At 40.9% G+C, this 12,340-nt stretch carries 25 protein-coding genes; all 25 read left to right on the forward strand.

What is annotated here, in order from left to right; translation table 11 throughout:
* Positions 1–35: 35 nt before the first annotated feature.
* The 25 genes from rplC (at position 36) to rpsM (ending at position 12,336) form a co-directional block, all read left to right on the forward strand.
* A complete protein-coding gene (gene rplC / locus D8836_RS00805; RefSeq protein ID WP_000160197.1) occupies positions 36–662 on the forward strand; it encodes a 50S ribosomal protein L3 in 627 nt (208 codons plus the stop codon).
* A 24-nt stretch (positions 663–686) separates the two neighbouring features.
* On the forward strand, positions 687–1,310 hold the full coding sequence (rplD, locus tag D8836_RS00810) for a 50S ribosomal protein L4 (RefSeq protein ID WP_000024549.1): 624 nt from the start codon (positions 687–689) through the stop codon (positions 1,308–1,310).
* The gene (locus tag D8836_RS00815; RefSeq protein WP_001055347.1) at positions 1,310–1,606 is read left to right on the forward strand and encodes a 50S ribosomal protein L23; all 297 of its coding nucleotides are present in this window, start codon (positions 1,310–1,312) and stop codon (positions 1,604–1,606) included. The genes rplD and D8836_RS00815 overlap by 1 nt, the downstream gene beginning before the upstream one ends.
* Before the next feature lie 17 nt (positions 1,607–1,623).
* On the forward strand, positions 1,624–2,457 hold the full coding sequence (gene rplB / locus D8836_RS00820) for a 50S ribosomal protein L2 (protein WP_000512911.1): 834 nt from the start codon (positions 1,624–1,626) through the stop codon (positions 2,455–2,457).
* A gap of 103 nt (positions 2,458–2,560) precedes the next feature.
* Positions 2,561–2,842, forward strand: coding sequence for a 30S ribosomal protein S19 (rpsS, locus tag D8836_RS00825; protein ID WP_000533766.1), 282 nt, complete (start codon positions 2,561–2,563; stop codon positions 2,840–2,842).
* 11 nt (positions 2,843–2,853) lie between these two features.
* Positions 2,854–3,198, forward strand: a complete 345-nt coding sequence (rplV, locus tag D8836_RS00830; protein ID WP_000818137.1) for a 50S ribosomal protein L22 — start codon at positions 2,854–2,856, stop codon at positions 3,196–3,198.
* Between the two features lie 12 nt (positions 3,199–3,210).
* Positions 3,211–3,864, forward strand: a complete 654-nt coding sequence (gene rpsC, locus D8836_RS00835) for a 30S ribosomal protein S3 (RefSeq protein ID WP_000529936.1) — start codon at positions 3,211–3,213, stop codon at positions 3,862–3,864.
* Positions 3,865–3,867: 3 nt separating this feature from the next.
* Positions 3,868–4,281, forward strand: coding sequence for a 50S ribosomal protein L16 (gene rplP, locus D8836_RS00840; protein WP_000960946.1), 414 nt, complete (start codon positions 3,868–3,870; stop codon positions 4,279–4,281).
* A gap of 9 nt (positions 4,282–4,290) precedes the next feature.
* Entirely contained in the window at positions 4,291–4,497 is a 207-nt protein-coding gene (rpmC, locus tag D8836_RS00845; protein ID WP_000772918.1) for a 50S ribosomal protein L29, read from the forward strand.
* A gap of 24 nt (positions 4,498–4,521) precedes the next feature.
* Positions 4,522–4,782, forward strand: coding sequence for a 30S ribosomal protein S17 (rpsQ, locus tag D8836_RS00850; protein WP_000440801.1), 261 nt, complete (start codon positions 4,522–4,524; stop codon positions 4,780–4,782).
* Between the two features lie 25 nt (positions 4,783–4,807).
* Positions 4,808–5,176, forward strand: coding sequence for a 50S ribosomal protein L14 (gene rplN / locus D8836_RS00855; protein ID WP_000616545.1), 369 nt, complete (start codon positions 4,808–4,810; stop codon positions 5,174–5,176).
* Between the two features lie 78 nt (positions 5,177–5,254).
* Complete coding sequence (gene rplX, locus D8836_RS00860; RefSeq protein ID WP_000497690.1) at positions 5,255–5,560, forward strand: 50S ribosomal protein L24; 306 nt, start codon at positions 5,255–5,257, stop codon at positions 5,558–5,560.
* 23 nt (positions 5,561–5,583) lie between these two features.
* Entirely contained in the window at positions 5,584–6,126 is a 543-nt protein-coding gene (gene rplE / locus D8836_RS00865; RefSeq protein ID WP_000013542.1) for a 50S ribosomal protein L5, read from the forward strand.
* A gap of 17 nt (positions 6,127–6,143) precedes the next feature.
* Positions 6,144–6,329 (forward strand): type Z 30S ribosomal protein S14, encoded by a 186-nt coding sequence (locus D8836_RS00870; protein WP_001085697.1) that lies wholly within the window; start codon positions 6,144–6,146, stop codon positions 6,327–6,329.
* A 180-nt stretch (positions 6,330–6,509) separates the two neighbouring features.
* On the forward strand, positions 6,510–6,908 hold the full coding sequence (rpsH, locus tag D8836_RS00875) for a 30S ribosomal protein S8 (RefSeq protein WP_000245504.1): 399 nt from the start codon (positions 6,510–6,512) through the stop codon (positions 6,906–6,908).
* Positions 6,909–7,096: 188 nt separating this feature from the next.
* Complete coding sequence (rplF, locus tag D8836_RS00880) at positions 7,097–7,633, forward strand: 50S ribosomal protein L6 (protein ID WP_000086626.1); 537 nt, start codon at positions 7,097–7,099, stop codon at positions 7,631–7,633.
* Positions 7,634–7,716: 83 nt separating this feature from the next.
* Positions 7,717–8,073, forward strand: a complete 357-nt coding sequence (rplR, locus tag D8836_RS00885; protein ID WP_000624044.1) for a 50S ribosomal protein L18 — start codon at positions 7,717–7,719, stop codon at positions 8,071–8,073.
* Between the two features lie 17 nt (positions 8,074–8,090).
* Positions 8,091–8,585 (forward strand): 30S ribosomal protein S5, encoded by a 495-nt coding sequence (gene rpsE, locus D8836_RS00890; RefSeq protein WP_000874202.1) that lies wholly within the window; start codon positions 8,091–8,093, stop codon positions 8,583–8,585.
* A gap of 13 nt (positions 8,586–8,598) precedes the next feature.
* A complete protein-coding gene (gene rpmD, locus D8836_RS00895) occupies positions 8,599–8,781 on the forward strand; it encodes a 50S ribosomal protein L30 (protein WP_000057241.1) in 183 nt (60 codons plus the stop codon).
* A gap of 144 nt (positions 8,782–8,925) precedes the next feature.
* Positions 8,926–9,366: a 50S ribosomal protein L15 gene (gene rplO / locus D8836_RS00900; protein ID WP_000766087.1), complete on the forward strand. Its 441-nt coding sequence runs from the start codon at positions 8,926–8,928 to the stop codon at positions 9,364–9,366.
* A gap of 12 nt (positions 9,367–9,378) precedes the next feature.
* Complete coding sequence (gene secY / locus D8836_RS00905) at positions 9,379–10,689, forward strand: preprotein translocase subunit SecY (RefSeq protein ID WP_000465403.1); 1,311 nt, start codon at positions 9,379–9,381, stop codon at positions 10,687–10,689.
* Between the two features lie 149 nt (positions 10,690–10,838).
* Complete coding sequence (locus tag D8836_RS00910) at positions 10,839–11,477, forward strand: adenylate kinase (protein ID WP_125392874.1); 639 nt, start codon at positions 10,839–10,841, stop codon at positions 11,475–11,477.
* Between the two features lie 116 nt (positions 11,478–11,593).
* Positions 11,594–11,812: a translation initiation factor IF-1 gene (infA, locus tag D8836_RS00915; protein ID WP_001029883.1), complete on the forward strand. Its 219-nt coding sequence runs from the start codon at positions 11,594–11,596 to the stop codon at positions 11,810–11,812.
* 24 nt (positions 11,813–11,836) lie between these two features.
* Complete coding sequence (gene rpmJ, locus D8836_RS00920) at positions 11,837–11,953, forward strand: 50S ribosomal protein L36 (RefSeq protein ID WP_001808836.1); 117 nt, start codon at positions 11,837–11,839, stop codon at positions 11,951–11,953.
* 17 nt (positions 11,954–11,970) lie between these two features.
* Positions 11,971–12,336 (forward strand): 30S ribosomal protein S13, encoded by a 366-nt coding sequence (gene rpsM / locus D8836_RS00925; protein WP_000090781.1) that lies wholly within the window; start codon positions 11,971–11,973, stop codon positions 12,334–12,336.
* Positions 12,337–12,340: the final 4 nt, after the last annotated feature.

Genomic DNA, 12,340 nt, shown 5'->3' on the forward strand with positions numbered 1-12,340 from the left:
TTGAATAAAAAATATAGAAAAGGAACTATTTTCTCATGACAAAAGGAATCTTAGGGAAAAAAGTGGGAATGACTCAAATCTTCACTGAAGCTGGCGAATTGATCCCTGTAACAGTTATTGAAGCAACTCCAAACGTTGTTCTTCAAGTTAAAACTGTTGAAACAGACGGATACAACGCTATCCAAGTTGGTTTCGATGACAAACGCGAAGTATTGAGCAACAAACCTGCTAAAGGACATGTCGCGAAAGCTAACACGGCTCCTAAGCGCTTCATTCGTGAATTCAAAAACGTTGAAGGCTTGGAAGTTGGTGCTGAAATCACAGTTGAAACATTCGCAGCTGGAGACGTTGTTGACGTAACTGGTACTTCTAAAGGTAAAGGTTTCCAAGGTGTTATCAAACGCCACGGACAATCACGTGGACCAATGGCTCACGGTTCTCGTTACCACCGTCGTCCAGGTTCTATGGGACCTGTTGCACCTAACCGCGTATTCAAAGGTAAAAACCTTGCAGGACGTATGGGTGGTGACCGTGTAACAATTCAAAACCTTGAAGTTGTACAAGTTGTTCCAGAAAAGAACGTTATCCTTATCAAAGGTAACGTACCAGGTGCTAAGAAATCTCTTATCACTATCAAATCAGCAGTTAAAGCTGGTAAATAATAAGGAAAGGGGAATACAGTCAAAATGGCAAATGTAACATTATTCGACCAAACTGGTAAACAAGCGGGCGAAGTTGTTCTTAACGATGCAATCTTTGGTATCGAACCAAACCAATCTGTTGTGTTTGATGTGATCATCAGCCAACGTGCTAGCCTTCGTCAAGGAACTCACGCAGTTAAAAACCGCTCAGCTGTTTCAGGTGGCGGACGCAAACCATGGCGTCAAAAAGGAACTGGACGTGCTCGTCAAGGTTCTATCCGCTCTCCACAATGGCGTGGTGGTGGAATCGTCTTCGGACCAACTCCACGTAGCTATGCGTACAAACTTCCTCAAAAAGTTCGTCGCCTTGCACTTAAATCTGTTTACTCAGAAAAAGTTGCTGAAAATAAATTTGTAGCCGTTGATTCTCTTGAATTTACAGCTCCAAAAACTGCTGAATTTGCAAAAGTTCTTGCAGCTTTGAGCATCGATTCTAAAGTCCTTGTTATTCTTGAAGAAGGAAACGAATTCGCAGCTCTTTCAGCTCGTAACCTTCCAAACGTGAAAGTTGCGACTGCTACAACTGCAAGTGTTCTTGACATCGCAAATAGTGACAAACTTCTTGTTACTCAAGCAGCTATCTCTAAAATCGAGGAGGTTCTTGCATAATGAATTTGTATGATGTTATCAAAAAACCTGTCATCACTGAAAGCTCAATGGCTCAACTTGAAGCAGGAAAATATGTATTTGAAGTTGACACTCGTGCACACAAACTTTTGATCAAGCAAGCTGTTGAAGCTGCTTTCGAAGGTGTTAAAGTTGCTAATGTTAACACAATCAACGTAAAACCAAAAGCTAAACGTGTTGGACGTTACACTGGTTTTACTAACAAAACTAAAAAAGCTATCATCACACTTACAGCTGATTCTAAAGCAATCGAGTTGTTTGCTGCTGAAGCTGAATAATCTAAGGAGGAAATATCGTGGGAATTCGTGTTTATAAACCAACAACAAACGGTCGCCGTAATATGACTTCTTTGGATTTCGCTGAAATCACAACAAGCACTCCTGAAAAATCATTGCTTGTTGCATTGAAGAGCAAGGCTGGTCGTAACAACAACGGTCGTATCACAGTTCGTCACCAAGGTGGTGGACACAAACGTTTCTACCGTTTGGTTGACTTCAAACGTAACAAAGACAACGTTGAAGCAGTTGTTAAAACAATCGAGTACGATCCAAACCGTTCTGCAAACATCGCTCTTGTACACTACACTGACGGTGTGAAAGCGTACATCATCGCTCCAAAAGGTCTTGAAGTTGGTCAACGTATCGTTTCAGGTCCAGAAGCAGATATCAAAGTCGGAAACGCTCTTCCACTTGCTAACATCCCAGTTGGTACTTTGATCCACAACATCGAGTTGAAACCAGGTCGTGGTGGTGAATTGGTACGTGCTGCTGGTGCATCTGCTCAAGTATTGGGTTCTGAAGGTAAATACGTTCTTGTTCGTCTTCAATCAGGTGAAGTTCGTATGATTCTTGGAACTTGCCGTGCTACAGTTGGTGTTGTCGGAAACGAACAACATGGACTTGTAAACCTTGGTAAAGCAGGACGTAGCCGTTGGAAAGGTATCCGCCCAACAGTTCGTGGTTCTGTAATGAACCCTAACGATCACCCACACGGTGGTGGTGAAGGTAAAGCACCAGTTGGTCGTAAAGCACCATCTACTCCATGGGGCAAACCTGCTCTTGGTCTTAAAACTCGTAACAAGAAAGCGAAATCTGACAAACTTATCGTTCGTCGTCGCAACGAGAAATAATATTAAACTAGTCGCTTAAGCAACTAGTAAATCCGCCAGCTCGGTAGCGCTCCATAGGAGCGCAAGCCGCTGTGGTACAACATTTAAAGGAGAAAATATAAAAATGGGACGCAGTCTTAAAAAAGGACCTTTCGTCGATGAGCATTTGATGAAAAAAGTTGAAGCTCAAGCTAACGACGAAAAGAAAAAAGTTATTAAAACTTGGTCACGTCGTTCAACGATCTTCCCAAGTTTCATTGGTTACACTATCGCAGTTTATGACGGACGTAAACACGTACCTGTTTACATCCAAGAAGACATGGTAGGTCACAAACTTGGTGAATTTGCACCAACTCGTACTTACAAAGGTCACGCTGCAGACGACAAGAAAACACGTAGAAAATAAGGAGAACATAAATGGCAGAAATTACTTCAGCTAAAGCAATGGCTCGTACAGTACGTGTTTCACCTCGTAAATCACGTCTTGTTCTTGATAACATCCGTGGTAAAAGCGTAGCCGATGCAATCGCAATCTTGACATTCACTCCAAACAAAGCTGCTGAAATCATCTTGAAAGTTTTGAACTCAGCTGTAGCTAACGCTGAAAACAACTTTGGTTTGGATAAAGCTAACTTGGTAGTATCTGAAGCATTCGCAAACGAAGGACCAACTATGAAACGTTTCCGTCCACGTGCGAAAGGTTCAGCTTCACCAATCAACAAACGTACAGCTCACATCACTGTAGCTGTTGCAGAAAAATAAGGAGGTAAAATCGTGGGTCAAAAAGTACATCCAATTGGTATGCGTGTCGGCATCATCCGTGATTGGGATGCCAAATGGTATGCTGAAAAAGAATACGCGGATTACCTTCATGAAGATCTTGCAATCCGTAAATTCGTTCAAAAAGAACTTGCTGACGCAGCAGTTTCAACTATCGAAATCGAACGCGCAGTAAACAAAGTTAACGTTTCACTTCACACTGCTAAACCAGGTATGGTTATCGGTAAAGGTGGTGCTAACGTTGATGCACTCCGTGCAAAACTCAACAAATTGACTGGAAAACAAGTACACATCAACATCATCGAAATCAAACAACCTGATTTGGATGCTCACCTTGTAGGTGAAGGTATTGCTCGTCAATTGGAGCAACGTGTTGCTTTCCGTCGTGCACAAAAACAAGCAATCCAACGTGCAATGCGTGCTGGAGCTAAAGGAATCAAAACTCAAGTATCAGGTCGTTTGAATGGTGCAGATATCGCCCGTGCTGAAGGATACTCTGAAGGAACTGTTCCACTTCACACACTTCGTGCAGATATCGATTACGCTTGGGAAGAAGCAGATACTACATACGGTAAACTTGGTGTTAAAGTATGGATCTACCGTGGTGAAGTTCTTCCAGCTCGCAAAAACACTAAAGGAGGTAAATAACCAATGTTAGTACCTAAACGTGTTAAACACCGTCGTGAATTCCGTGGAAAAATGCGCGGTGAAGCAAAAGGTGGAAAAGAAGTAGCATTCGGTGAATACGGTCTTCAAGCTACAACTAGCCACTGGATCACTAACCGCCAAATCGAAGCTGCTCGTATCGCCATGACTCGTTACATGAAACGTGGTGGTAAAGTTTGGATTAAAATCTTCCCACACAAATCATACACTGCTAAAGCTATCGGTGTGCGTATGGGATCTGGTAAAGGGGCACCTGAAGGTTGGGTAGCACCAGTTAAACGTGGTAAAGTGATGTTCGAAATCGCTGGTGTATCTGAAGAGATCGCTCGCGAAGCGCTTCGTCTTGCTAGCCACAAATTGCCAGTTAAATGTAAATTCGTAAAACGTGAAGCAGAATAAGGAGAAGGCATGAAACTTAATGAAGTAAAAGAATTTGTTAAAGAACTTCGTGGTCTTTCTCAAGAAGAACTCGCGAAGCGCGAAAACGAATTGAAAAAAGAATTGTTTGAACTTCGTTTCCAAGCTGCTACTGGTCAATTGGAACAAACAGCTCGCTTGAAAGAAGTTAAAAAACAAATCGCTCGTATCAAAACAGTTCAATCTGAAGCGAAATAATAGACTAGGGAAGGAGAAATTTCAATGGAACGCAATAATCGTAAAGTTCTTGTTGGACGTGTTGTATCTGACAAAATGGACAAGACAATCACAGTTGTAGTTGAAACAAAACGTAACCACCCAGTCTATGGTAAACGTATTAACTACTCTAAAAAATACAAAGCTCATGATGAAAACAATGTTGCCAAAGAAGGCGATATCGTACGTATCATGGAAACTCGTCCGCTTTCAGCTACAAAACGTTTCCGTCTTGTAGAAGTTGTTGAAGAAGCGGTCATCATCTAATCAAACCTGAAAGGAGAAAACTGAAATGATTCAAACAGAAACTCGTTTGAAAGTCGCAGACAACAGCGGTGCTCGCGAAATCTTGACTATCAAAGTTCTTGGTGGTTCAGGACGTAAATTTGCAAACATCGGTGATGTTATCGTGGCATCTGTAAAACAAGCTACTCCTGGTGGTGCGGTTAAAAAAGGTGACGTTGTTAAAGCAGTTATCGTTCGTACTAAATCAGGTGCTCGTCGTGCTGATGGTTCATACATCAAATTTGACGAAAACGCAGCAGTTATCATCCGTGAAGACAAAACTCCTCGCGGAACACGTATCTTTGGCCCAGTTGCACGTGAATTGCGTGAAGGTGGCTTTATGAAGATCGTGTCACTTGCTCCAGAAGTACTTTAATTTTTAGAAACAAACTAGTCCCCTGGATTTACCTCCAGGGTGCCCTTATGGGCGTAAGAAAAATCAAGGAGAAACCTAATGTTTGTAAAAAAAGGCGACAAAGTTCGCGTAATCGCTGGTAAAGATAAGGGAACAGAAGCTGTTGTCCTTACTGCCCTTCCAAAAGTAAACAAAGTTATCGTTGAAGGTGTTAACATCGTTAAGAAACACCAACGTCCAACTAACGATCTTCCTCAAGGTGGTATCATCGAGAAAGAAGCAGCTATCCACGTATCAAACGTTCAAGTTTTGGATAAAAATGGTGTAGCTGGTCGTGTTGGTTACAAATTTGTAGACGGTAAAAAAGTTCGCTACAACAAAAAATCAGGCGAAGTGCTTGATTAATCACGAAGGAAAGGAGAAGTATAATGGCAAATCGTTTAAAAGAAAAATATCTTAATGAAGTAGTTCCTGCTTTGACAGAACAATTCAACTACTCATCAGTGATGGCTGTGCCTAAAGTAGATAAGATCGTTTTGAACATGGGTGTTGGTGAAGCTGTATCAAACGCTAAAAGCCTTGAAAAAGCTGCTGAAGAATTGGCACTTATCTCAGGTCAAAAACCACTTATCACTAAAGCTAAAAAATCAATCGCCGGCTTCCGTCTTCGTGAAGGTGTTGCGATCGGTGCAAAAGTTACCCTTCGTGGTGAACGTATGTACGAATTCTTGGATAAATTGGTTTCAGTTTCACTTCCACGTGTACGTGACTTCCACGGTGTTCCAACAAAATCATTTGATGGACGCGGAAACTACACACTTGGTGTGAAAGAACAATTGATCTTCCCAGAAATCAACTTCGATGACGTTGACAAAACTCGTGGTCTTGACATCGTTATCGTAACAACTGCTAACACTGACGAAGAGTCACGTGCATTGCTTACAGGCCTTGGAATGCCTTTTGCAAAATAATATAGGAGGTAAATCTAATGGCTAAAAAATCAATGATTGCTAAGAACAAACGTCCAGCGAAGTTCTCTACTCAAGCTTATACTCGTTGTGAAAAATGTGGTCGTCCACATTCAGTTTACCGCAAATTTAAACTTTGCCGTGTTTGCTTCCGTGAATTAGCTTACAAAGGACAAATTCCTGGTGTAACAAAAGCATCTTGGTAATTCTAGCTTTCAATCCCGTTGTGATTCGTCGTTATCTGCTTTTGCCTAACTCAAGTTATGCCTGCAAGCAGATGCCTAGACTCACTTAGGAATTGAAACCTAGAAACATATTCTGAGCCTAGCTCAATCATTAACTAGCAAGTGCAACTTGCAAACTACTAGTAAGAGGAGAAAAACAAAATGGTTATGACTGACCCAATCGCAGACTTCCTAACTCGTATTCGTAACGCTAACCAAGCTAAACACGAAGTACTTGAAGTACCTGCATCAAACATCAAAAAAGGGATTGCTGAAATCCTTAAACGCGAAGGTTTTGTAAAAAACGTTGAAATCATCGAAGATGACAAACAAGGCATCATCCGTGTATTCCTTAAATACGGACCAAACGGTGAAAAAGTTATCACTAACTTGAAACGTGTTTCTAAACCAGGACTTCGTGTCTACAAAAAACGTGAAGACCTTCCAAAAGTTCTTAACGGACTTGGAATTGCTATCCTTTCAACTTCTGAAGGTTTACTTACTGATAAAGAAGCACGCCAAAAGAATGTTGGTGGAGAAGTTATCGCTTACGTTTGGTAATATTTAGCTCCCAATTTCTTTGTGACTCTTCGTTATCGTCTCTTGCCTAACCCAAAGTTATGCCTGCGAGACGATGCCTAGATTCACTTTGAAATTGAAACCTAAATGTTCCTTTAAATCGAGAAATCGATTTAGCCCCCGTGAAAACTGGCCGTTTAGGCCTGACAATTTAACAGGAGAAAATAAACATGTCACGTATTGGTAATAAAGTTATCGTGTTGCCTGCTGGTGTTGAAATCACTAACAATGACAACGTTGTAACTGTAAAAGGACCTAAAGGAGAACTTACTCGTGAGTTCTCAAAAGATATTGAAATCCGTGTGGAAGGTACTGAAGTAACTCTTCACCGTCCAAACGATTCAAAAGAAATGAAAACTATCCACGGAACTACTCGTGCCCTTTTGAACAACATGGTTGTTGGTGTATCAGAAGGATTCAAGAAAGAACTTGAAATGCGCGGGGTTGGTTACCGTGCACAACTTCAAGGATCTAAACTTGTTTTGGCTGTTGGTAAATCTCATCCAGACGAAGTTGAAGCTCCAGAAGGAATTACTTTTGAACTTCCAAACCCAACAACAATCGTTGTTAGCGGAATTTCAAAAGAAGTAGTTGGTCAAACAGCTGCTTACGTACGTAGCCTTCGTTCACCAGAACCATATAAAGGTAAAGGTATCCGTTACGTTGGTGAATTCGTTCGCCGTAAAGAAGGTAAAACAGGTAAATAATGTTGAGTGGTTGATTCTCAACCACCAACCTATTTTCCAACTTTGTGCATAGCACACGATTTAAAACTAAAGAGGTGAAAACTGTGATTTCAAAACCAGATAAAAACAAACTCCGCCAAAAACGCCACCGTCGCGTTCGCGGAAAACTCTCTGGAACTGCTGATCGCCCACGTTTGAACGTATTCCGTTCTAATACAGGCATCTACGCTCAAGTGATTGATGACGTAGCGGGTGTAACGCTCGCAAGTGCTTCAACTCTTGACAAAGAAGTTTCAAAAGGAACTAAAACTGAACAAGCCGTTGCTGTCGGTAAACTCGTTGCAGAACGTGCAAACGCTAAAGGTATTTCAGAAGTGGTGTTCGACCGCGGTGGATATCTATATCACGGACGTGTGAAAGCTTTGGCTGATGCAGCTCGTGAAAACGGATTGAAATTCTAATAGGAGGACACTAGAAAATGGCATTTAAAGACAATGCAGTTGAATTAGAAGAACGCGTAGTTGCTGTCAACCGTGTTACAAAAGTTGTTAAAGGTGGACGTCGTCTTCGTTTCGCAGCTCTTGTTGTTGTTGGTGACCACAACGGTCGCGTAGGATTTGGTACTGGTAAAGCTCAAGAAGTTCCAGAAGCAATCCGTAAAGCAGTAGATGATGCTAAGAAAAACTTGATCGAAGTTCCTATGGTTGGAACAACAATCCCACACGAAGTTCTTTCAGAATTCGGTGGAGCTAAAGTATTGTTGAAACCTGCTGTAGAAGGTTCTGGAGTTGCCGCTGGTGGTGCAGTTCGTGCCGTTGTGGAATTGGCAGGTGTGGCAGATATTACATCTAAATCACTTGGTTCTAACACTCCAATCAACATTGTTCGTGCAACTGTTGAAGGTTTGAAACAATTGAAACGCGCTGAAGAAGTTGCTGCCCTTCGTGGTATTTCAGTTTCTGATTTGGCATAAGAAAGGGGATAAAATGGCTCAAATTAAAATTACTTTGACTAAGTCTCCAATCGGACGCATTCCATCACAACGTAAAACTGTTGTAGCACTTGGACTTGGCAAATTGAACAGCTCTGTTATTAAAGAAGATAACGCTGCTATCCGTGGTATGATCACTGCAGTATCTCACTTAGTAACAGTTGAAGAAGTAAACTAATGAATTTTTAGGGGATGTGCACTATACCATCCCCTAAAACTAGATATAGTCATCTATGATGGCGTCGTATAGGCGAGTTGATGGGGGAGACAACCTTTTCTCCTTTATCGGCGCTAGCATTTTACAAAAGAGGAGAAAATAAAAATGAAACTTCATGAATTGAAACCTGCAGAAGGTTCTCGTAAAGTACGTAACCGCGTTGGTCGTGGTACTTCATCAGGTAACGGTAAAACATCTGGTCGTGGTCAAAAAGGTCAAAAAGCTCGTAGCGGTGGCGGAGTTCGCCTTGGTTTTGAAGGTGGACAAACTCCATTGTTCCGTCGTCTTCCAAAACGTGGATTCACTAACATCAACGCTAAAGAATACGCAATTGTGAACCTTGACCAATTGAACGTCTTTGAAGATGGTGCTGAAGTTACTCCAGTTGTTCTTATCGAAGCAGGAATTGTTAAAGCTGAAAAATCAGGTATTAAAATTCTTGGTAACGGTGAGTTGACTAAGAAATTGACTGTGAAAGCAGCTAAATTCTCTAAATCAGCTGAAGAAGCTATCACTGCTAAAGGTGGTTCAGTAGAAGTCATCTAAGAGAGGTGACCTATGTTTTTTAAATTATTAAGAGAAGCTCTTAAAGTCAAGCAAGTTCGATCAAAAATTTTATTTACAATTTTTATCGTTTTGGTCTTTCGTATCGGAACTAGCATTACAGTTCCTGGTGTGAATGCCAATAGCTTGAATGCTTTAAGTGGATTATCCTTCTTAAACATGTTGAGCTTGGTCTCAGGGAATGCCATGAAAAACTTCTCAGTTTTTGCTCTTGGTGTTAGTCCCTACATTACGGCTTCTATCGTTGTCCAACTCTTGCAAATGGATATTTTACCCAAGTTTGTAGAGTGGGGTAAACAAGGGGAAGTAGGTCGAAGAAAATTAAATCAAGCTACTCGTTATATTGCTCTTGTTCTAGCCTTTGTGCAATCTATCGGGATTACAGCTGGTTTTAATACTTTGGCTGGAGCTCAATTGTTGAAAACAGCTCTTACTCCACAAGTCTTTATCATGATTGGTATCATCTTAACAGCTGGTAGTATGATTGTGACTTGGTTGGGAGAGCAAATTACAGATAAGGGATACGGAAATGGTGTTTCTATGATTATCTTTGCCGGGATTGTTGCATCAATTCCAGAGATGATTCAGGGCATCTATGTGGACTACTTTGTGAACGTCCCAAGTAGCCGTATCAACTCATCTATCATTTTCGTAATTATTTTGATTATTACTGTATTGTTGATCATTTATTTTACAACTTATGTTCAACAAGCAGAATACAAAATTCCAATCCAATATACTAAGGTTGCACAAGGTGCTCCATCTAGCTCTTACCTACCTTTGAAGGTAAACCCTGCTGGAGTTATCCCTGTTATCTTTGCCAGTTCGATTACTGCAGCGCCTGCGGCTATTCTTCAGTTTTTGAGCGCTACAGGTCATGATTGGGCTTGGGTAAGAACAGCACAAGAAATGCTGGCAACAACTTCACCAACTGGTATTGCCATGTATGCTTTATTGATTATTCTCTTTACATTCTTCTATACGTTTGTACAGATTAATCCTGAAAAAGCGGCAGAGAACCTACAAAAGAGCGGTGCCTATATCCACGGTGTTCGTCCTGGTAAAGGTACAGAAGAATATATGTCTAAACTTCTTCGTCGTCTTGCAACGGTTGGTTCTCTCTTCCTTGGTGTGATTTCGATTTTACCGATCGTAGCAAAAGATGTTTTCGGACTTTCAGAAGCAGTTGCTTTTGGAGGAACTAGTCTTTTGATCATTATCTCTACAGGTATTGAAGGAATCAAACAATTGGAAGGTTACCTATTGAAACGTAAGTATGTTGGTTTCATGGACAGAACAGAATAAAAGTATTTACTGAGTCAGTAAATGCTGAGGGAGTGGAGGTTTAACTCTAACATTTGTGAGAGTTTGGTCTCCCCTCTTCTATTTTGTTTTTAAATAGGGGTGAAAAGACTTTTTGCTTCTATTTAAAAATAAAATAAGGAGATCAAATCATGAATCTTTTGATTATGGGCTTACCTGGTGCAGGTAAGGGAACTCAAGCAGCAAAAATTGTAGAACAATTCCATGTTGCACATATCTCAACAGGTGATATGTTCCGTGCTGCAATGGCAAATCAAACTGAAATGGGTGTTCTTGCTAAGTCATATATTGACAAGGGTGAATTAGTTCCTGATGAAGTTACAAATGGGATCGTAAAAGAACGTCTTTCACAAGATGATATTAAAGAAATAGGATTCTTATTGGATGGTTACCCACGTACAATTGAACAAGCTCATGCTTTGGACAAAACATTGGCTGAACTTGGCATTGAACTAGAAGGGGTCATCAACATTGAAGTAAATCCAGATAGCCTCTTGGAACGTTTGAGTGGTCGTATCATCCACCGCGTAACTGGAGAAACTTTCCACAAGGTCTTTAACCCACCAGTTGACTATAAAGAAGAAGATTACTACCAACGTGAAGATGACAAACCTGAGACAGTGAAACGTCGTTTGGATGTGAATATTGCTCAAGGGGAACCAATCATTGCTCACTACCGTGCCAAAGGTTTGGTTCATGACATCGAAGGTAATCAAGATATCAATGATGTCTTCTCAGATATCGAAAAAGTACTGACAAATTTGAAATAAAGCGTTTTTCACACTTGCAAAAATCCGCTACAAATGTTATACTGAGATAGTCTGACTTATAATTGTTGTCTCTGTGTCTAGAGGCATCGAATCGAAATTTATGGAGGTGCTTTTGCGTGGCAAAAGACGATGTGATTGAAGTTGAAGGCAAAGTAGTTGATACAATGCCGAATGCAATGTTTACGGTTGAACTTGAAAATGGACATCAGATTTTAGCAACAGTTTCTGGTAAAATTCGTAAAAACTATATTCGTATTTTAGCGGGAGATCGTGTTACTGTCGAAATGAGTCCATATGACTTGACACGTGGACGTATCACTTACCGCTTTAAATAATCGAAAAACTTGGAGGGATAAGAAATGAAAGTAAGACCATCGGTCAAACCAATTTGCGAATACTGTAAAGTTATTCGTCGTAATGGTCGTGTTATGGTAATTTGCCCAGCAAATCCAAAACACAAACAACGTCAAGGATAAGATAGAAAGGAGAAAACATGGCTCGTATTGCTGGAGTTGACATTCCAAATGACAAACGCGTAGTGATCTCATTGACTTATGTTTATGGTATCGGACTTGCAACATCTAAGAAAATTTTGGCTGCTGCTGGAATCTCAGAAGATGTTCGTGTACGTGATCTTACATCAGATCAAGAAGATGCTATCCGTCGTGAAGTGGATGCAATCAAAGTTGAAGGTGACCTTCGTCGTGAAGTAAACTTGAACATCAAACGTTTGATGGAAATCGGTTCATACCGTGGTATCCGTCACCGTCGTGGACTTCCTGTCCGTGGACAAAACACTAAAAACAACGCTCGCACTCGTAAAGGTAAAGCTGTTGCGATTGCTGGTAAGAAAAAATAATATA

Source organism: Streptococcus mitis (assembly GCF_003942995.1).
Lineage (GTDB): Bacteria > Bacillota > Bacilli > Lactobacillales > Streptococcaceae > Streptococcus > Streptococcus mitis_CV.

Coding starts and splice junctions, on each gene's coding strand:
- rpsQ (WP_000440801.1), top strand. CDS start 4,522: ATGGAACGCAATAATCGTAAAGTTCTTGTTGGACGTGTTGTATCTGAC.
- rplE (WP_000013542.1), top strand. CDS start 5,584: ATGGCAAATCGTTTAAAAGAAAAATATCTTAATGAAGTAGTTCCTGCT.
- D8836_RS00815 (WP_001055347.1), top strand. CDS start 1,310: ATGAATTTGTATGATGTTATCAAAAAACCTGTCATCACTGAAAGCTCA.
- rplC (WP_000160197.1), top strand. CDS start 36: ATGACAAAAGGAATCTTAGGGAAAAAAGTGGGAATGACTCAAATCTTC.
- rplN (WP_000616545.1), top strand. CDS start 4,808: ATGATTCAAACAGAAACTCGTTTGAAAGTCGCAGACAACAGCGGTGCT.
- secY (WP_000465403.1), top strand. CDS start 9,379: ATGTTTTTTAAATTATTAAGAGAAGCTCTTAAAGTCAAGCAAGTTCGA.
- rplV (WP_000818137.1), top strand. CDS start 2,854: ATGGCAGAAATTACTTCAGCTAAAGCAATGGCTCGTACAGTACGTGTT.
- rpsE (WP_000874202.1), top strand. CDS start 8,091: ATGGCATTTAAAGACAATGCAGTTGAATTAGAAGAACGCGTAGTTGCT.
- D8836_RS00870 (WP_001085697.1), top strand. CDS start 6,144: ATGGCTAAAAAATCAATGATTGCTAAGAACAAACGTCCAGCGAAGTTC.
- rplX (WP_000497690.1), top strand. CDS start 5,255: ATGTTTGTAAAAAAAGGCGACAAAGTTCGCGTAATCGCTGGTAAAGAT.
- rplD (WP_000024549.1), top strand. CDS start 687: ATGGCAAATGTAACATTATTCGACCAAACTGGTAAACAAGCGGGCGAA.
- rpsH (WP_000245504.1), top strand. CDS start 6,510: ATGGTTATGACTGACCCAATCGCAGACTTCCTAACTCGTATTCGTAAC.
- rpsM (WP_000090781.1), top strand. CDS start 11,971: ATGGCTCGTATTGCTGGAGTTGACATTCCAAATGACAAACGCGTAGTG.
- rplP (WP_000960946.1), top strand. CDS start 3,868: ATGTTAGTACCTAAACGTGTTAAACACCGTCGTGAATTCCGTGGAAAA.
- rpsS (WP_000533766.1), top strand. CDS start 2,561: ATGGGACGCAGTCTTAAAAAAGGACCTTTCGTCGATGAGCATTTGATG.
- rpmJ (WP_001808836.1), top strand. CDS start 11,837: ATGAAAGTAAGACCATCGGTCAAACCAATTTGCGAATACTGTAAAGTT.
- rpmD (WP_000057241.1), top strand. CDS start 8,599: ATGGCTCAAATTAAAATTACTTTGACTAAGTCTCCAATCGGACGCATT.
- rpmC (WP_000772918.1), top strand. CDS start 4,291: ATGAAACTTAATGAAGTAAAAGAATTTGTTAAAGAACTTCGTGGTCTT.
- D8836_RS00910 (WP_125392874.1), top strand. CDS start 10,839: ATGAATCTTTTGATTATGGGCTTACCTGGTGCAGGTAAGGGAACTCAA.
- rplF (WP_000086626.1), top strand. CDS start 7,097: ATGTCACGTATTGGTAATAAAGTTATCGTGTTGCCTGCTGGTGTTGAA.
- rplO (WP_000766087.1), top strand. CDS start 8,926: ATGAAACTTCATGAATTGAAACCTGCAGAAGGTTCTCGTAAAGTACGT.